This is a genomic window from Candidatus Hydrogenedentota bacterium (genome assembly GCA_018005585.1).
GTDB lineage: Bacteria > Hydrogenedentota > Hydrogenedentia > Hydrogenedentales > JAGMZX01 > JAGMZX01.
This window is the reverse complement of the sequence record JAGMZX010000070.1, coordinates 1-18,630: the sequence shown is the minus strand read 5'-3', so window position 1 is coordinate 18,630 and position 18,630 is coordinate 1. Positions and strand designations below refer to the sequence as shown.

Sequence of the window (18,630 nt, the reverse complement as noted above, 5' to 3'; positions counted from 1 at the left end):
CAATATCGAGGGTGTGCTGGCGCTCTTCGCGGATGACTTCACGCATACGGAATACGGAGACAAGGCGGGCTTGTCCGAGTTCCTCAATCAGGCCAAGGACATGGGCTATCTGGACGACGTGGGAATCGGCACCGAGGGCGTGGAATTCAAGGTCGAGGAAGGCAAGGTGACGGTTTCACCCGTCGAACTCTCAGGCGCCTTCGGTTCGGCGCTGCTGGACCTTGTTCTAGAAACGCGAAACGGGGCGTGGCAGATTACGGGGCTCGAGGTATCGGGTATCTGATACCTGCCACAGCCTTGCCGGGGCAAGAATCCCGGGTTCAGCAAGAATGAGACGGTTTTCTGAAGAGGCGGGTTCGCCCGCCTCTTCTTATTTCTGAATCGGGCGCAGGAAGAGCCATGCGTTCCTGCCTGGCCAGTCCAGGAGTGCTCTTTTTGCATGCTGCAACGCCGCGTTACAGGAACACGGCGCGATGGGGATGCATATGGTCGAGCAGGCGCACGCCTATCTCCCGCAGGAGCAGGTCCAGCCGGACTATCGGCAGGCCAAGCACGTTCATATAGCAGCCATCGTATCGCGCGACGAGCAGGCTGCCGGGACCGTCCACCGTGTAAGCGCCCGCGCGATCCAGGGGCTTGACCGTGTCGACAAAATAGCCTATCTCCTCCGGCGTGAGGTCACGGAAGGTCACGTCAGTGCATTCGTGGCCCTGCGCTGTCTGCCCGGTTGCGGTGTCGACAACGGCAAGGCCCGTGTACACCTGGTGGGTGCGGCCGGAAAGCCGCGCGAGCATGGCCCGCGCCTCGGCTTCATCGGCGGGTTTGGGCAGTACGTGCTCGTCAAGAAAGACCAGGGTGTCCGCCGCGATAATCACGGCGGGGCCACCGCCGCGCGCGGCGACATCATCACGCTTGGAGACGGCGTTGGTCTCCACAATGCAGGCGGGAGAAGGCCCCGCGACGATCTCCAGGGCATCGCTCACGGCCGGCTCGAATTCGATACCCAGCGCGGCGAGCAGCGCGCGGCGCCGCGGCGAAGCGGAAGCGAGGATGATGCGTTTCACGGCGTTTCCGCGGACGCCGCGGGGGGCGGAAGTTCCGTTTCCTCGACGCGGGGCTGCTCCGGCGGCGCGGAGCGCGCGCCGTCCGCGGGAATCGGGTCGGGAATACGTTCGCCGCCCGCACCTACGGTGCGCAAAACCTCGTTATTGAGAATGATGTCGGTGCCCTCGGCAACGAACAACTGCGTTTCTTCTTCGCTCAGCGCGCCGTTGATGACATAACTGGACTCGTCAATTTCAATGATTGTTTTCGAGTCCTCCTCATTATCGATATAAATGCGGAACGGCAGGAAATCGCTTTCGCGCAGGTAAATGGCGACCTCCGAGAAGAAGGCGTCGTCCTTGTCTTCCGGTTTCGGCTTGAGCTTGATGCCGCGGCTGCGGCGGCCATCCTCGACCACGGTAAACGCCTCGACCAGATAAGACTGCGCCAACGCTTCGATATCTTCGTCAAACCCGAGGAAAAAGGCGTCCACCTGGGGGTATTCTTCCAGGTCGTACATCATGAGCTGCTTGATTTCGGGCTCATATTCATAGCCATAGCGCCCGTCCACGAGGGTAACGCGCTCCGGCTCGTCGGTGCGGTAGATGATGCGGCGCGGTTTGGCATAGAGCAGGCTGCCCTGCGTTTCGAGGCGCTCGTCGGGCAACAGGCTCAGTTCCGTGAACCGCGCCTGCAGGCTGCGAACGCCTTCGCGCTTGCCCGCAAACTCCTTGACAAACGCGTCGAAATCCGGCTCCGCGGCGAGCATGGCCGCGGCGGCAACAAAACAGGCGGCGCCAATCATATTCCGTCTCCTGTGGCCGGGTTGACCGGCGCGGGCGGCACTGCCGCCCCGGTATCCGGCGCGGGGTGCGCCAGCCTGCGGTCGTCCGCCAGCGGAATCTTTTCGAGCAGGATGGTATGCGCCTCGAGGATGGCTCTCAGATTGTGGCGCAGGTTGTCACGCAGGTCGCGCAGCGCCCGGGCCTCTCGCTCGATTCCTTCCGGTATCTTGCGCGCCTCGGTCTCGGCCCTGGCCTTGACCGCGCGCGCCTCTTCGACTATGGCGTCCGCCTCGCGGCGGGCCGAGTCCAGGATGTCCTGCCTGTAGTTCTGAATACTGTCCAAGGCGGCCTTCAGCGTGACTTCCAGGTCGCGGAAGGTCTCGATATCGGCGCGCTGCTCTTCGCACTTCTGTTTCAGGTGCGCGACCTGATGCGCAAGGTCCTCGAATACGTCCGCCACCCGCTCCAGGAAGGCGTCCACCTCAGCCTTGTCATAGCCGCCGAACGCGGCTGTCTTGAACTGCATGTTGTAGAGGTCGCTCGGGGTAATGGCCGCCTCTTCGCCGAGCACCTCGGATACCACCTTGTCTCTTCGCATAGTTGCTCCCGGATCAGGACGCGCGCCGGCGCGCGCTATTCACCACGGTCAAGCGCCCAGTTCGCGCGAACGCGCCGCCGCCGCCCGCACCGCTTTCCCGAGCATATCCGAAAAACGGTCCTCGCGCAGGCAACGCAGCGCCGCCTCTGTCGTGCCCCCTTTTGAAGTTACCCGCTCCCGCAGCGCGGACGCCGCTTCGCCGCTCTGTATCAGCAGTTTTCCCGCGCCCATCAGCGTCTGCGCCGCCAGGCGGGTGGCCTGTTCTTCGCGCAACCCTTCGTTAACCGCCGCATTGACCAGGCACTCGACCATATAGAAGAAGTAGGCGGGACCACTGCCGCTCAGCGCCGTCACCACATCCAGGTCCTTTTCCGCCACGATTTCCGCGATGCCGATGGACTCGAAAATGGTCCGCGCCACGGCCGCGTCTTCCTGCGTGCAGTTCGGTCCCAGCGCGATGCCCGCCGCGCCCGCGTTGACCAGGGCCGGTGTATTCGGCATGACGCGGATGATGCGCACGTCCGCCTTGAGCCGCTCTCGAATAAAGGCTATCGAGATGCCCGCCGCAATCGAGATGATGAGCGCGCCGCCCTTGATGCCTTTGCGCACGTCCCCCAGCGCCTCGTGCATAGTCTGAGGTTTCACCGCCAGAATCAGCACGTCGCTCATCCCGGCCAGCGCCTGGCCATGGGCGGCCACCGTCGCGCCAAGGGCTTCCGCCGCGAGCCGCCGGTCGGGGTCGGGGTCGTATACCGCTGCGTGCTTGCCCGTGAGCGCGCCCGCCTCGATTAACCCCTCCAGGATGGCTGAACCCATGTTGCCATATCCCAAGAACCCGACGATACCCTGCAACATTGAATCAACCTCCTTCCACCGGCGTGCCGCCCGCCGCGCGCAAATCCCTGACCATGGCCGTCTCGTCACAGCCCGGAAACAACCGGCAGCGCGTGCAGTCCTTGAATACCTTGTACGGCAATTCCGAGCGGTCGACCACGCGAAAGCCATTGCTCGCGAAGAACGCGGGCTCGCGCGTAAATGCGTACACCCGCGCGATATCGAGACCCTCCGCCTCGTTCAGAACCGCATCGAGCAGGCGCCGGCCAATGCCCCGCCGCTGCAAGTCCGGGCGGACCACCAGCGTCCGCACCTCCGCCAGGTCGATCATGTCAATATGCAGCGCGACGCAGCCGCCAAGGCCGGATTCGTCCGCGAACACATAGAAATCCCGCACATTCTCGTAGAGTTCCCGCAATTCACGCGTGAGCACGGCGCCCTGCGCGCCGTCGATCAACGCCTTCAACGCGACCACTTCGGTCAACCTTGGCTTGCGCACCTCGCCTCGCAGCGCAACCGAGCCCGCGGGTTCGCCGGTTGTGCTCTTTTCCGGACCGTCCGGCCGCTTATCTACCATAATCTGCATCCGCCCACATGCCCTTGCGCGACGCGCGGGCGGCAATGCCGCGCGTCCTTCGTACAACATACGCCGCCATAACGGAACACCCCCAAACAAGGTTGAGGGTGTCGCATGCGGCCGCAACAACGCGCTCGGAATCGCACTTCAGTCTACCATATTCCCGGCGGACATCGCATGGAATTCGTTGTTCCGCCCGGGCATACGCGAAAAAGACTCGTATCCCGGAATGGACTGTTGTTACAATCGCGCCGGAGCCTGGCGGCTATCCCAAGGCCCGTGTGACAAGCGAAAGCGCGCATTCGACATGAAGACACCGTTGAAAGAACCGAAGCGATTCTGCCTGCATCTTGCAGGGGCGAAGCATGCCTCACCCCTGCAACAGGCGTGAATCGGGTTTTGGGATAGCTTCTATTGAACACGCATGCAACCGGGGAATGAGGCCCATGAACCAAGACGCCTACGTAAAAGTCACCGCGGACGACCAGCCGATGGAACGCAGCATCTGCGGCTTCCGCCAACGCCTGCTAAAGAAGGACGACGGCGCTCCGGCCAGTATCACGCGGCTCAGGACCGACGACGCCACGCCGCACTTTCATAAACGGACGGACGAGTACTACTACGTGCTGCACGGGGCCGGAAAACTCGTAATTGACGGCGAGGACGTGCCGGTCAAGGCAGGCGACTGCGTCTGGGTCAAGCCCGGCCACACGCATCACGCCGAGGGCGAACTCGAATCGCTGATTATCGGTATTCCCCCCTTCGACTACGAGGATGTCTTCACGGAAAAGCACACGCCGTCGCAATAGTTCCCGTGACAAGGTCGGCTCGGCCGCGCGGCCACCCTTCGCTCACTACTCCGTCCGCTCCTTTGCGAGCCAGGCGTCCCAACTGGTAATACCGGGCCGGGCTTCCAGCATCCCATCATATAGCCCAGTGTCGCGCCAGATTTCCGCGTAATCCTGATAATCGGGCGGCAATACCTCCCACACCGCGTCGGTGTCTGCAATATTGAGCCAGAGGATGAACAATGCTTCGATATCGCTCGCAGCCCCGAGGACGCGCCGCACGTAGGCATCCTGGCGTTCGGGCGTGGCCGAGACACTTACACCGAATGCCGGTATTTCCAGATTCTCCGCGGGCCACGCCGTTTCCGTGATCGCGACGGGTTTCCCTTTGGCCAGGCTTTTTGCCTGCAACAGCCACCCTTTCTGCAGGTCGTCCGGGTTGCCGGGATCCAGCCCGCCAAAGAAGATATACGGATACACGACGACGCCCAGGAAATCGAGATAAGGCAGCAGGCTGTCCATGTGCGCGCGCATGGTCGCCGATTCCGGCGCGTCCGGGTGCCGCAGCGTAACGGAGAGGCCAACCATGAGGTCCGGATACGCGGCCTTGATCCGCGTATAGACTTCGCCCAGAAAAACCACGTAGGCGTCCCAGAGATTCGGGTTTTCAAAGAGCAACCCGTTGGCCTCAACGGCGTAGTTGAAGAACCGCGGTTCAAAGCGCTCGATAAGCCGCAGGCAGAAATTCGTATATGCTTGAATCATCGGCTCATCGGAGAACGCGTACGTGTCCCACGGATAGGGCACTTCCATGTTGCCGGTTGCGCCCCGGTATGCCGCCGGGCCAGTACGGCTGCTGTTCAGCGAAGACACGCCCAGGCAGACCACTTCGTCCGCGGCGCAATGGTCCAACAGCAGATCGAGATACCCCTCATACTCGGACGCATACAGCACATCCGCATACGCCTCCGGCCAAGGCACGCCTTCGTCCAGTTGAAACGCGGCCATGTCGCTGTGCTCCGCTATGCGGTCGAACGTGTCCTCCACCGCGTCAATACCGTCCGCATATGGCCGTTGCGTGAACCCCATGAAGAACATGCGCGGCTTGTCTTTCGGCTCGCAGCCCACCCCCATCAGCAGACATATTCCCAACACGCAGGCCAATCGGCCCGCATTCCGCATCCACATAGGACCTGTCTCCTGCTATGCTTCCAGCAGCCGCCACTACTATACCACGCCGGACCCCGAATCCGCGCAAGAGCACGCCGCGACCGCGCCTTTCCCAAGCCAACGTGCGCGGCACGGCCGCTTGATATGACAGATTTCCAACGCGCAGAATGCGTGCGAAAACAAAATGCCGCACCGAAAGAAAAGCGGTGGGTAGGGAGTCCAAGACGATGATGCGCGGAACATTGCTATATGGACTGTTCGTGGCATTGTTATTGTGTCAACACCGCCCCATTGCCGCTCAGATTGCCGCGCGCGGTGAACTTGCGGCCCGCATTGATTTGACGCATAGCCGTTTCCTGTTGGGGGAAATGCCCGCGTTCACGGATGACTTCATTCTGGCCGACGTGGCGTTGCGCCCGGATTACCCGCGGCGGTTCGCGGATTTCAGCGGCGATGTCTCCGGCCGCTTTCTGGGCGCCATGGCATTGTTGCCACCGCCAAATTGGGACGCAGCCGCGCTGGTCAAGCGCATCGTCGAATATCAGCGCGCCGATGGGCGTTTCGGCACGGAATCGCTGGTGTTTCGCCCTTCGGAAATCGGCCCGGAGCACATGGCCCTGCTCTGGGGCAATGGACGTCTGCTGGCCGGGCTGGTGGAGTACTGGCAAGTCAGCCAGGACGGCGCGGCGCTGGCCGCCGCCCGCCGCAACGCGGATTTTATTCTCGAGGTGCGCGACGCGTGCTCGAAACCCGAAGTGGCCGAGCGGCTGCGCGGCAAGGCCGCCAATGGGTACATCTGCTTCACGCAGATCATCGAGGGGCTGGTGATGCTCTTCAACGCGACCCAGGACGCGCGATATCTCGAAGGGGCGGAACAGATCGCCGTGTGGTTCCAGCGTCCTTTTGAGACACAGCACACGCACGGTTATCTCACGACGCTGCGCGGCGTCATGATGCTGCACGCAGTCACAAACAAGGAAGAGTATTTGCGGACGGCAGAAGAGTGCTACGCCGCGATCGTGGCGTCGCCGGACTATTTGATTTACGGCGGCATGCCCGAGTATTTCACGAACCCCAACAAGCGCGACGAAGGGTGCGCTATCGCTGATTTCCTGCGGTTGAGCCTGCAACTGTGGCGCGCCACGAGCAAGATGGAGTACCTCGAACGGGCGGAACGCTGCCTGTTCAACCATTTCTACGGCAATCAGTTCAATACCGGCGATTTCGGGCATGACTTTCTCTCTGACCAGGGCATGGTCTCCGGAAACGGTTTCGGCCGCGCCTGGTGGTGCTGCTCGATGCATGGCTTGCGCGCGTTTCGCGATGTGCTGGATTCCATAGCCGCCAAGACCGGCGACGGCCTCCGCGTGGACCTGTTTCTCGATGCACAATGGCGCGGCGACGGCCTGGGATTCACGCTAGATACCGAGGAACACGGCCTGCGCCTCACGATGGATGAAGCGCCCGCGGAACCCGTAACGCTGGCCGTGCGCTGCCCGGCGTGGGCGCAGGATTTCCAGGTCTCGCTGAATGGCGCGCCCATCGATACCGAATTGCGCGAAGGATACCGGCTTGTCCGGCGCGCATGGAATGAAGGAGACGCGCTTGCGGTCCATCTCAAGCCGCGCATGACGCTGCTGACGCGGGCAGGCAAGCCTTTGACGCCCGCCGGTCTCACGGAAGAACCCGTAGAGGCGGCGCTCTTTCTCGGGCCGCGCCTGATGGGAGTAGACTCCCACTATGACCCGATGTTTCATGGCGAACCGTGGCTGGGCAATACGATATGGCTGACGGACAACTGGGTGCCCACCGCGCCGCCCGACCCCGATCCGCTGGCCCTGCCGTCCTGGCACATCCCCGTGGTCTACGTTCACGAGAGCTTCCCTGACCTCTGCGAGGCCGTGTTGCGGCCTTTCTCAGAACGCACGCGGCACGAACAGGGCCTGTTTACGGTGTGGTTGCGCTATCGCAAGGGGCCGTCATAACAGCGCCGCCGGGTCCTGCTGATAGAACCGCTGCAGTACGTCGTACAACTCCGGATGGCGCCGTTTGAGCCGCCGCGGCATCTCGTAGAAGCATTCCGTGACCACGGCGAAGAATTCCGCGGGGTCTTCGGCGGCGTATTCGTCCAGCACGGCCGGCCGGCCCCGGTCCAAATCGCGTTGCAGCTGCTCGTATTCGGCGCTCATCACGCGCGCCCAGTCCGCCCGCAACGCGCGGTCGCGGATCAGGGGAAACCCGTCCGGCGGGCCGTTCTCCATGTCCAACTGATGGGCGAACTCGTGCAAAGCGACATTGTAGCCGTCGCGGTCGTGCTTGACACTCTTGAGCATGCCGTCCCAGGACAGGATGACCGCGCCGTGCGCCCAGGCTTCACCGGAAAGCACGTCCTCTCCAACAACATGCAGCGGGTCGTCGTGATGCAAGTGGCGCTCGACGACAAAATCGTAGGGATACACGAGGATGGAATACAGCAGGGGATAATAGGCGGGCTCCCGGTGCAGCAATAGAATGCCCGCGTGCGCGGCAATTACCAGGCGAATCGTATCGTCGAGTTCCAGCCCGCCGCAACCCTCGAAGTTCTTCTCGGCCAGGAGGACGTGCACATGTCCGTGCAGTTCCGCGCGGTCGTTTTCCGGGAGACGCCGGTAATGAGGCACGCCCGCCAGGAGTGCGGCCCGCCAAGACTCGGGAAAGGGTTGGGCGCGCAGCGCGCGACGGCGGCGTTTCTTGAAGCCGAACATACGTTTCAAGCATCCAGGGCGCGGCGGAGCGCGGCCACGTAGCCGCGCGCGTTCCACTCGCCAGGGATGCCGCTTCCCACAGTGACCTTGCGCCCATCCGCCGTCTCCAGCACGACCTGATAGTAGCGCTGGTTGCCCGCAGCCGAATGGCTCGCGTGTTTCACGTCGCGGATGTCAGCCTTGGAAACGCGCCGCTCCTTCTCCCAAACGAGAAAGGCGCGGCGGACACATATCTCCGCGGGAGTCACCGTAACCCGAAGGCTGCCGAATATCCCGTCCAGAAACGCGGGCAGGACCAAGGCCGCGATCAGTCCGAACACGATGGGAAACAAGACCGGCGCGCCGGCGCCCCAAAGCCCTGCGGCAATTCCACCAAAGACGAGGAAGAGCACACCAGCCGCAATCAGCGCGCCCTTTTGCCGCCCACGAGGAAAATAGAACTCGGCACCGCCGGCCGAGGCGCGGGTCAATATTCCCGCGTTGCTCAACGCGCGTTCGGGCTCGATTTCGTCCGCAACCGCCGTCTCCTCCGCGGCGCTTCCGTTGAAGTCCGGGCTGCTCGCTTCGGTCTTGAAAACGGGCACTTCAAACGTGGCGGAATAGTCCACCCCCGGCGTGGCGGCGTGCACCTCCAGCTTCCACACTATGGGCGTCGCGGCGTCAGGGTCCGATGCGGGCGCGTCGCAGGGGATGGCGAACCGCACGGGCACGGCCGCCTGGACCGGGTCCACGAGCACCTCTTCCCTGGCAAGCAGTTGTTCCCGTTCCCAAAGCGTATGCTCCTGGGTGCTCTTGTTCTTGCCCGAGCCCGTCGTGACACGCCTGACGCATCGAAGGCGCATTTGAAAACCCTCATCGGGGCGGAGGTACGTGGGGATCCGGATGAGCCCGTACAACGGGCCGCCGATGACGCCCGGAACGGCCGCCATCTGGAAGGTGGTTTCGCCAAATTTGCGCCAGCGGATCACATTGCGCGCCGCCCAAACGAAAAGCCCTGCGCCAACCAGGGGAAACAGCAGAGCGAACAAGACGGCCAGGTTGCCGGCGCGAAGTTCGCCCGGCACGACAAATAGAAGAGGCGACGATACCGCGTTCCAGAACGCGGCCACGGCTATGGAAACGAGCATTTGACCCTTGTTCGACGAACGGATGACGCCTGCGCGCCAATCCTTGCGCCATATCCAGGGTTGATCAGGGTGTTCCTTCTGCAATGCCTGTTTGGCCCGCTGCATCTTTTGTGTCACGAATACCGCCCCGATGAGCCCGAAACCGACGCCGCCGAATACGAGCCCGAATAGGGCATATATCCCCAGCATACCGAAGCGCAGGTCACGATAGAGCACCGCCTCCGCCGGGTTGCCGGGATTCACGTAGCACCGGAACGGCGTGCCCGTGTCCCGGTGCGCCTGAAGTTCCTGAAAGGCATTCTGGTGGAACGAACCGACATTGTCTGAGCCCGCGTCGTTGCTTACCTTGTCGCCGGACCACGCGCGCCCCCCGTACTCGTAGGTATATGCCGCCTTCACGCGATAGGTGTCTCCATCGCCGGAATGATTCACCGCGAGATTAGCGCCGCGGATGACGGCCGGCACTTCCTCCCAGGACTGCATGCCAGCCCACGTCCACAACGTGGAAAGCAGCATCCCTATCATGAATACACCAACGGCGGCGAAGGGCAGCGCGAAGATAATGAGACATCCCGCCTCCGCGGGTCTGGACAACCGTTCTCTGGCCATGCGCGAACCTTCCTTGCGTCGGACAAGCCCCCGCAAGAATAGCGGAACGCCAAGGGTCCACGCATCCGCGCGGACCGGGATTCAGATAGCGTTACCGCCGCGCATGTGGTCCTTGCGCGCTTTGCGCAGCCTCGCCTTGATCTCCGGGTCGTATTCGGGATCGCCGCTCTTGCGCCACAGGTCGATCAGCGCCTCGATACGGGCATCATAGGACGGCACGTAGTTGTTCACGAGATAGAGAATCTCGCTCTTGAGACGCTTGACCTTGCCGTCGCCGCCTTCCGAGGCCTTCTGCATCAGGACGGTGCGGCCCTTGGCTACGGCGTCCCGGTACGCTTTGTCGCCGCCCAGCGCGCCCGGCCCCCGGACCTTCTGCCGGGCCTCTTCCCGAATCTTCATCTTGTAGTCGGACCGTTTCCCCATAGGCCATGTCCTCTTTCCCTGTGCAATCGCGGCACTCTTCTCTATACTATGAGCTTAATGCCGGAAAAGGATCAATTTCCGGGCATGGCAGCCTGAACGGGAGGTCCCATGCGCGCAAATCCGACTCGAAGGGCGTTTCTTGCCGCGGCGGGAAGTGTCTGGGCGCTCGGGCGCGGCGTTCTCGCGAGCGAACGGGTGTCCGGTGCGTCCGCCGGCCTGCGCACGGTCGCCTATAATGTGTACGGCTTCGACGGCTGGCCCGAAAACCGCGCCAACCGCGAGCGCCTGCGTGCGGCGCGGGCTCAGATGCCCGCGCGCGTCGCGCTGGAACTAGCCCGCTATGAGCCGGACATCGTGACCTTTTCGGAGGCGGGTCCCGAGGCTTCGGTCGCGGCCGTAACGCAAGCACTGGGCATGCGCTACGCCTATTTTGACGGCGGCTTTCCCGGTGCGTGCCTCTCCCGATTTCCAATCCTGGAATCCGCAACCTATTCCCTGGCGTCCAAGGACATCGATGCGCTCGAGCCGTTCACGCGGCATGCGGGCCGGGCTCTGCTCGATACGCCAGGCGGCCCGGTGGTCGTTTTCAGCGCCCACCTTCACCCGCGGTCGCGCGACGTGCGCCTGCGCGAAATCGCGCAAGTCCGGACCTGGCTGCAGGACAGCCTAGATGCCAACGCGATGCTGCTGGTCCAGGGAGACCTGAACCATCCGCCCGATGGCCCCGAGTATGCGCTCTGGCGGGAAACGGGGCTCGTGGACACGTTTGCGGCGCGCGACGCGAGCGGCGAAGGCACGGTTCGCAGCGATAAACCAGTCCTGCGCATTGACTACATCTGGGTGCATGGCTCCCTGGCTCAACGGCTGCGCCAGAGCCGCGTCCTGTTCGAGGGCGCTTTCCGCGTCAATCCCGATGACCCGTTTTCTTTCGCGCTGAGCGACCATCTTCCGGTTTTGGCTGAATTCGGCCAGTGAGGGTGCACCGGGGCATTTCCTCCAATCAGGCGCTGCCGCGCAAGCGCGTAACGGCGCTCACCGACAGGCTGTAGAGGGCGGGAACGACCACCAGCGTAAGCAGGGTGGCGAAGCTAAGCCCGAAGATCACGGCTACGGCCATGGGCCCCCACCATTGGGCCGACTCGCCGCCGAAGATCCAGCGTGCATTCAAGAAGTCGTAGCTCACACCTGTGGCCATGGGGACAAGTCCCAGGACCGTCGTGACCGCCGTGAGCATGACGGGACGGAACCGCGTGATGCCCGCCTGGACAACCGCATCCTCCACGGACAGACCCTGCTTCCGCAACTGGTTGATGAAATCGAGTAACACGATGGCGTTGTTCACAACCACACCCGCCAGACTGATGCAGCCTATTCCCGTCATGATGACGCCGAAAGCCATGTCGCATGCCAATAATCCTATGAACACGCCCGCAAGCGAGAGGATGACCGACGACAGGATAATCAGCGGCTGCATCACCGAGTTGAACTGCGTAACGAGAATAATCGCTATGAGGAACACGGCCACAACAAACGCGCGCATGAGAAACGCCTGCGCTTCCTGCTGGTCTTCGTTTTCGCCCGTGTAGGAAAGTGTGTATCCGCTCGGCAGCGGGAAATCAGCCAATTCGCGCTGCACGTCTTTCAACACTTCCGCCCCGGGGCGCCCGCCGTCGGAATCCGCCGATACCGTGACGGTGCGCTCCCGGTTGACCCGCTTGATAGCCCCATAGCCAGCCTGTTGTTCGAGCGTGGCCACCGCGCCAAAGGGCACGGCCTTGCCCATCAGGTTCACCAAGGCAAGCGTCTCCAGGTTGGTCAGGTCTTCCCGAAATGCCTTGGGAAAGCGGACGGTGACGTCGTACTCCTTGTCTCCTTCGCGGTACTCGCCCGCTTTGCGCCCCTGGATGGCCGCCATGACGGTCTTGCCGATGAAGTCCGTGTTCAGACCCATCAGCAGGGCCTGTTCCCGGTCCACGTTGACGCGAATCTCCGGCTTGCCTTTCTCGTAGTCGTCGCGCAAGTCCACTAGGTTCGGGATTTCCCGAATGGAGTCGGCCACTTTGACTGCAAGTTCCGCGAGCGTTGGAAAATCATCCCCGCTGATCTCCACGTTTACCGGCGGCTCCGAGGGCGGCCCTTCCTGACTTACTTCAATACTGATCTCGGCCCCCGTAATCCCCCCCAGTTTGCCGCGTACTTCCTCTACGATCACGCTGGGCAGCACCTTAGCGCCGGTCAGTTTCGGAAAATCCAGGGTGACGCGTCCAATATGGCTGTTGCCGCCGCCGCCGCCGAAGCGGCTCACACCCCGGAAGCCGGCGCTCGCCATGACGAATTCGACGCCGTCTCTATATTCTTCGACAATCGCCTCGATCTGCCGCACAATGCCGTCCGTGACTTCCAGGCGCGTGCCCTCGGGGCAATCGATGTCGATGTAGGCGCGGCTCGGCTCGGTGTCGGGAACGAATTCTATGTGTGCATCGCGAAAATACACGGCTCCGATGACGATGAGCATCATAAGGGCCAGCGTGGTCGTGACGGCGCGCCAGCGCAGGGCCAACCGCAGGAGCGCCGCATAGGCGCGTAGCACAAAATGGTGCTTATGCGCTTCACGAACGGCTTTCCTGGGCCGGAAGTGCATGAACACGGCAGCCAGCGCCGGATTGACCACAAGCCCTACGAAAAGCGAGCCGCCCAACGCCAGACTCACGGTCTGCGGCAGGTAGAACATGAAACTGCCCCAGATGCCGGGCCAGAAGAACATGGGGAAAAATGCAGCCACGGTGGTCAGCGTCGACGTGATCACGGGCCACGCCACCTCGCTAGCCCCCTTGCGCGACGCCTCCAGGGGGGCCATGCCCGATTGGACATGCCGGTAGATGTTCTCAACCACGACAATCCCGTTGTCCACGAGCATGCCCAACGCGAGAAGCAGGCTGAACAGGACCACGAAATTCAAGGTCGTGTCGCTGAGATACAGCGCGATGAACGTGATGAGCATGGAAATGGGGACCGCCAGAGCGACCATGACCGCATTGGCGAAGCCCATGAACACAAAGATCACAACCAGCACGAGAATGAGGCCGGTGAGAATGTTGTTCTCGAGGTCCGTCACCATGTCCTGTATTTCGATCGAGTCGTCCATGGTAATGGCAAGCTGCATCCCGGGAAACATGCGCTTCTCGAAGCGGCCGACCGTCTCCCGGACACGCTCCGCGATACGAATGATGTTCTCGCCCGCGCGTTTCGATACGGTCAGCGCGACGGTTTGCCGGCCATCCAGCCGCGAAAGCGTCTCCATATCCTTGAAACCGTCGACGACTTCCGCGATGTCGCGCATATATACGTTGCCGGACGGCCCCGCTTTGATGATGAGGTTCTTGATTTCCTCGGCGCTCGCGAATTCCCCTGGTACGCGCACGGAGAACTTCGCGTCGCCAAGCTCGATCGAGCCCGCGGGCGTATTCACGTTCTCAACGCGCGCCAGCGTGACGAGGTCCGCCATGGAAACGCCGTATTCCGTGGCGCGGTCGGGGTCAACGATGATCTGGATCTCGCGTTCCGTGCCGCCCACCACATGCACATCGAGGACGCCCTTGATGCTCTCGATTTCGTCTTCAAGGTCCTCCGCGAACTTCGTCAGGAGCGGCAGCCCCACGTCACCCATGAGCGACAGAAACATGATGGGAAGGTCGGATATGTTCACCTCTTCGATGATGGGCTCTTCCGCGTCCACCGGCAGGTCATTCTGGGCTTGATCGACTTTGTCACGAACCTTTTGAAGAGCGGAATCGATGTCTTCGTCCGCTTCAAATTCGATTTGAATGATGGAGAGGCCTTCCGCGCTGGTCGATTCGACTTCCTTCACCCCGGAGATTCCGGTAAGTTTCCGTTCGATCGGAATCGTGATCAGCGACTCGATATCGCTCGGCGCGACCCCTTCGTAAATGGTACGTACGAGGATTAGCGGAATGACCACCTCGGGACTCGACTCGCGCGGCAGCACAACGTAACTGTAAAGGCCCATGATGACAATGAGCAGAAGTAGAACGTAGACCGTTATGCGCCGCGCTATCGCAACGTCGCTGACGATCATTCCGCAACCTCTTCAGTAACCGTGACGGGCTGTCCCTCGCGCAGGTCGCGATGCCCCACCACTATCAACCGGTCGCCCGCCTGAAGGCCCCGCCTCACATGGGCGTGGTCCCCTTGCAGCACGCCTACCTCGATGGGCCGGTAATGGGCGACACCCCTCTCTTCAACGATTGCGAATCGCTGATTCTCCAGCGAAATGACCGAGAATACGGGTACAGAGACGGCGTCGGGATAGGTCCCGCGCACGAGACGCACGCGCGCGATCATGCCGGGCTTCAGCCGGCCATCCCCGTTGTCTATTGCGACCTCGACAAGAAAAGTTCGCGTCTCCCGCTCCGCCGTCGTGGCGATGCGATAGATGCGTCCCGCGAACACCGCCTCCGCAAAGGCGTCGCACGTCAGCGTTACCTCGTTTCCCGTCTTGAAATAGGGGATGTCCCGCTCCGGGACGCCAACGATGACCTTTACTCTGCCGGTCTGCACGATGCGGGCAAGCGGCTTCCCCGCATCGGCCCATTCGCCGGCTTTCACAAAGACCTCGTCCACAATTCCGCCGATCGGAGCATGCACCACGCTCTTGTCCAGCCGCGTCGCCGCCGCCGCAACCGTCGCCTCCGCCACTTTCCGCTCGGTCTGGGCACGGTCCAGTTCCTGGGGCGAACTGATCCCGTTCTGCCGCAGGCTTTCCACCCGCGCCATTTCCTGTTTCGCCAAGGTCTCCTGCGCGACAGCCCGCGTGTGTTCCGCCTGATACCAGGATGTATCGATGTGGAACACGTCCTGCCCGGCGCGCACCTCGTCACCCTCTTCCACGCCTTGCGCCTCGACGGTGCCGGACACCTCCGCGCTGACCGTGATGTCTTCCCAAGGTTCGATCCGGCCCGTAAGCGGGAGCACATCTTCCACCAGAGTGGGTCGCAAGGTCAGCACATGCACATTCACGGGTGCCGCCAAGTCCGGTTTCTCTTCAGGGACAGGGGTAGGATTCAGCACGTAGACTGTGTATACCGTGCCCGCGCCTCCGGCGATAATGGCGGCGCACAGTGCGAACGAAAGCAACGCTTTCACGCGGTCAGGCTCCCCTGGTTAGACGTCGTCACGGCGAGGGGCGCGACTTCATGCACCAACCTACCTGGCGGTACTGTAAAGACTCGTCAACTGCGTGGCCGGTGTCTCGGAGTACTTGGCGCCGGCGAGAAACAGGTCAACCAACCCAAAGGCCAAGTCTGGCGTGAGATGAATATCTGGCCGGTCGGACTTGGCCATAATATGCATTTCCATAATACCTATAAATACCAGCGCCAAGCTCTGGGCGTCGCCCCCGGACAACTCTCTGCGGTCCAAGCCTTCCCTCATGGTCTCTTCGATAAGTTTGAAACGCTTCCGGCCCAAGCGGTTACGGTCAAGCGGCGGTCCCTGCGCCGGAGGAGAGAAAAACACCTGCAGAATAAGCTGGACCACCTGTAACTGTTCCTCGGCCATACGAAACGCGGCCGCCATGATTGCCCGCAGACGGTCTCGCGTATCGGCGACCCGTTCAAAAACCTCCCGCACCTGGCCCACGTATTCCGCGAATTTCATTTCCACCAAACGCCGGAAAAGGTCCTCTTTGTTCTCAAAGTAGTAGTAGAGAACCGGGCGCGTAACCCCCGCGCCCTCAATGATCTCCCGGATACTCGTTCCAGCATAACCCTTGTCGGCGAAATGCTGAAGCGCGCTTTCCAGGAGCTTCACTTCGGCGGCATTCGGGGCGCCGTCCGCGTGGGCAACAACACGGGCCATAAGCCTCTCCTGAACATACCTACCGTTCGTTAGAATCTGCGGGCATTCTAACCCATGACCCGGTCTTTTGCAACCGCGCCGCATGGCTCGCGGCGCAAGGGACAGCCCCCATAACCAGGAAGCGGTACGGCTCACGAGAGGAAGTCAAATCCTCTGAGGTCGTTGCCTTGCTCTTCCATCATTTGGACAATGGCGCGGACTTGCTCCGTCATTTTGGACTTGTCGGACAGGAACTGCAGAAGCAGGATGGCATCGAAGGGCAGACCGGCGCCCTCGGCAACGCCCATCAGCCGGACCCGGTCCTCTTCGCTGAAATCGGCGAATTCCATCCGGACAAACGTCGCCGCGACCTTTTTTGAGAGAATCGCCGCGTCCTCGGCGCTGATGCCGGCCAGGAGCGACTTGTATTCTTCGGGGATTGGCGCGAGCGAGCGAGCGAGGTTCGCGAGTGCGGTAAGCCCGGGTGCGGCCTGCTCCCAGCGGTCGCGGATCGCCGCCTGTTCCAAAACGCCGCGTTCGACCGCGGCCAGGAAGGACGCTTCAAACCGGCTGAGTTCCGGAATGTCGCGCCAGAGTTCGACGTCGTCGTCGCTCACGAGACAATGCTCGCCCAGCCACTTGCCCATCAGCGGCCCGAAATGCGCAAGCCGCGTCTCTGGCGTTGCGGCGAAGTACTCGCGAGTGGCCGGCAGGAATCCGAGATTGCCGTTCGCCTGTGACAAGACGAATGTCCGGTCAAAGCCTTGCGCCATCGCCTTTACGCGCAACAGCAACGCGGACTGCGCCGACGGCGCGGCAGGTATGGCCACGAACACCGCTCCGTTGATGTAAACCTCCTGCAGCAACGCTTCCGCGGACACGAGCGGGCCCAGCAGCGTTGGCGGCGTGGGCAAGGTGCGCGCAACGGCTGTCAGCGACACTTCCCGCTCCGGCGTGGCGCCGTTCAACGCGGCCAAGCCTGCCTCGGCGAGCAGCTGCCCCGGCAGTTCCTCGCCTTGACCGAAATCCGGCGTGACGTCGCCCGCGGCGCCGTTCTGAAAAAGGACGGCCGCGTCTGCCTGTGCCGCGCGCAGCGCCAAGGCCAACGCGCCCGGCGCGCCCCGGCCGGGTTGCGGAGCCGCGCCCAGGCTTACAGGCGGATACAGGGCATAGTTAAAGACATAAGCGATCGGTGCGCCCTCTGCCGTGTCCACGCGCGCGACGGACAGCGTCGAATCGAGCGAGGCGTCCGGGCCAAGCCGGCTCGCGTGCAACTCCGGCAACTCCGTCTCGCCAAACACAATCCGCGCGTCTTGCAGTCCCCGTTCCGCCCGAAGCAAAACGTCGGCGATCGAAGCGGCCGCGACGCCGCAGCGCTCCTCGTCATACTTGCCGAAAAGAGCGGCTTCCATGACGCCGCCGGCCAGCCCCTGCTGCGCGGGCGTGTAGCGGCCGGTCGCGCACAGGACCAGGCCTTCCGGTCCGACCGAAGAACTCGCCTCCTCCAAACCCGCGAGCACACGTTCGCGAAGTGCTGCGCTCACCACCGCTGCATCCACCGAAACAAACGCCACCGTGGCTGCTCCAGCGCGCAAAACGAGCGCGTCGGCCTCCAATCCGTGTGAAGGCTCACCGAAGGGCCCGTGGGCGGCCCCGGCGGAAAGCGGCGCATGCGGCGCAAGGACGACCGGCTCCAGCACTGGCGCGGCGGGCCGGGTCACTTCCGGCGGCGCGGCGGGAACCGGTTCGGGCGCAGCAGACACGGGCACAGACTCAGGTTCCGGCGCGGGCGGCACAACCATGGGCGCCGGCACAGGCACAGACTCCGGTTCCGGCGCGGGCGGCACAACCGTGGGCGCCGGCACAGGCACAGACTCCGGTTCCGGCGGCACAACCGGGGCCGCCGGCACAGGCACAGACTCCGGTTCCGGCGCGGGCGGCACAACCGGGGGCGCCGGCACAGGCACAGACTCCGGTTCCGGCGGCACAACCGGGGGCGCCGGCACAGGCACAGACTCCGGTTCCGGCGCAGGTGGCACAACCGGGGCCGCCGGCACAGGCACAGACCCCGGTTC

17 protein-coding genes are annotated in these 18,630 nt (G+C 62.8%); 4 read left to right on the top strand and 13 right to left on the bottom strand.

The genetic code is table 11. From position 1 onward, the window contains the following. A partial coding sequence (locus KA184_12980) for a hypothetical protein (protein ID MBP8130485.1) occupies positions 1-283 on the top strand: 283 nt, incomplete at its 5' end. Positions 284-455: 172 nt separating this feature from the next. Here KA184_12980 and maf read toward each other — a convergent pair. The 5 genes from maf to KA184_12955 are packed head-to-tail and all read right to left on the bottom strand — an operon-like array spanning position 456 to position 3,838. Further along, entirely contained in the window at positions 456-1,064 is a 609-nt protein-coding gene (gene maf / locus KA184_12975; GenBank protein ID MBP8130484.1) for a septum formation protein Maf, read from the bottom strand. Then, positions 1,061-1,849, bottom strand: a complete 789-nt coding sequence (locus tag KA184_12970; GenBank protein ID MBP8130483.1) for an outer-membrane lipoprotein carrier protein LolA — start codon at positions 1,847-1,849, stop codon at positions 1,061-1,063. Before KA184_12970 ends, maf begins: the two co-directional genes overlap by 4 nt. Then, positions 1,846-2,427, bottom strand: a complete 582-nt coding sequence (locus KA184_12965; GenBank protein ID MBP8130482.1) for a DivIVA domain-containing protein — start codon at positions 2,425-2,427, stop codon at positions 1,846-1,848. Before KA184_12965 ends, KA184_12970 begins: the two co-directional genes overlap by 4 nt. Before the next feature lie 48 nt (positions 2,428-2,475). Continuing rightward, positions 2,476-3,282, bottom strand: a complete 807-nt coding sequence (locus tag KA184_12960; protein MBP8130481.1) for a pyrroline-5-carboxylate reductase — start codon at positions 3,280-3,282, stop codon at positions 2,476-2,478. A 4-nt stretch (positions 3,283-3,286) separates the two neighbouring features. Further along, positions 3,287-3,838, bottom strand: coding sequence for an N-acetyltransferase (locus tag KA184_12955; protein ID MBP8130480.1), 552 nt, complete (start codon positions 3,836-3,838; stop codon positions 3,287-3,289). Between the two features lie 446 nt (positions 3,839-4,284). On the opposite strand from KA184_12955, the gene KA184_12950 reads away from it, so the two are divergent. After that, entirely contained in the window at positions 4,285-4,647 is a 363-nt protein-coding gene (locus KA184_12950; protein MBP8130479.1) for a cupin domain-containing protein, read from the top strand. Positions 4,648-4,692: 45 nt separating this feature from the next. Here KA184_12950 and KA184_12945 read toward each other — a convergent pair whose 3' ends face one another. Then, on the bottom strand, positions 4,693-5,814 hold the full coding sequence (locus KA184_12945; protein ID MBP8130478.1) for a hypothetical protein: 1,122 nt from the start codon (positions 5,812-5,814) through the stop codon (positions 4,693-4,695). Positions 5,815-6,023: 209 nt separating this feature from the next. Here KA184_12945 and KA184_12940 point away from each other — a divergent pair, with 209 nt between their 5' ends. Then, the gene (locus KA184_12940; protein ID MBP8130477.1) at positions 6,024-7,781 is read left to right on the top strand and encodes a glycoside hydrolase family 127 protein; all 1,758 of its coding nucleotides are present in this window, start codon (positions 6,024-6,026) and stop codon (positions 7,779-7,781) included. On the opposite strand, the gene KA184_12935 is transcribed toward KA184_12940, so the two are convergent. The 3 genes from KA184_12935 to KA184_12925 all read right to left on the bottom strand — a co-directional run bounded on the left by KA184_12935 (position 7,776) and on the right by KA184_12925 (position 10,699). Continuing rightward, on the bottom strand, positions 7,776-8,540 hold the full coding sequence (locus KA184_12935; protein MBP8130476.1) for a zinc-dependent peptidase: 765 nt from the start codon (positions 8,538-8,540) through the stop codon (positions 7,776-7,778). The genes KA184_12940 and KA184_12935 overlap by 6 nt on opposite strands. A gap of 5 nt (positions 8,541-8,545) precedes the next feature. Next, positions 8,546-10,276: a DUF3592 domain-containing protein gene (locus KA184_12930; GenBank protein MBP8130475.1), complete on the bottom strand. Its 1,731-nt coding sequence runs from the start codon at positions 10,274-10,276 to the stop codon at positions 8,546-8,548. Positions 10,277-10,357: 81 nt separating this feature from the next. Then, positions 10,358-10,699, bottom strand: coding sequence for a hypothetical protein (locus KA184_12925; GenBank protein ID MBP8130474.1), 342 nt, complete (start codon positions 10,697-10,699; stop codon positions 10,358-10,360). 108 nt (positions 10,700-10,807) lie between these two features. Between KA184_12925 and KA184_12920 the strand changes: the two genes are divergently transcribed. Next, positions 10,808-11,674: an endonuclease/exonuclease/phosphatase family protein gene (locus KA184_12920; protein ID MBP8130473.1), complete on the top strand. Its 867-nt coding sequence runs from the start codon at positions 10,808-10,810 to the stop codon at positions 11,672-11,674. Between the two features lie 25 nt (positions 11,675-11,699). On the opposite strand, the gene KA184_12915 is transcribed toward KA184_12920, so the two are convergent. The 4 genes from KA184_12915 to KA184_12900 form a co-directional block, all read right to left on the bottom strand. Then, on the bottom strand, positions 11,700-14,795 hold the full coding sequence (locus KA184_12915; GenBank protein MBP8130472.1) for an efflux RND transporter permease subunit: 3,096 nt from the start codon (positions 14,793-14,795) through the stop codon (positions 11,700-11,702). Continuing rightward, entirely contained in the window at positions 14,792-15,862 is a 1,071-nt protein-coding gene (locus KA184_12910) for an efflux RND transporter periplasmic adaptor subunit (GenBank protein MBP8130471.1), read from the bottom strand. The genes KA184_12915 and KA184_12910 overlap by 4 nt, the downstream gene beginning before the upstream one ends. 60 nt (positions 15,863-15,922) lie before the next feature. Further along, a complete protein-coding gene (locus KA184_12905; GenBank protein ID MBP8130470.1) occupies positions 15,923-16,576 on the bottom strand; it encodes a TetR/AcrR family transcriptional regulator in 654 nt (217 codons plus the stop codon). Positions 16,577-16,707: 131 nt separating this feature from the next. Next, on the bottom strand, positions 16,708-18,630 hold a 1,923-nt coding region (locus KA184_12900; GenBank protein ID MBP8130469.1), incomplete at its 5' end, for a hypothetical protein.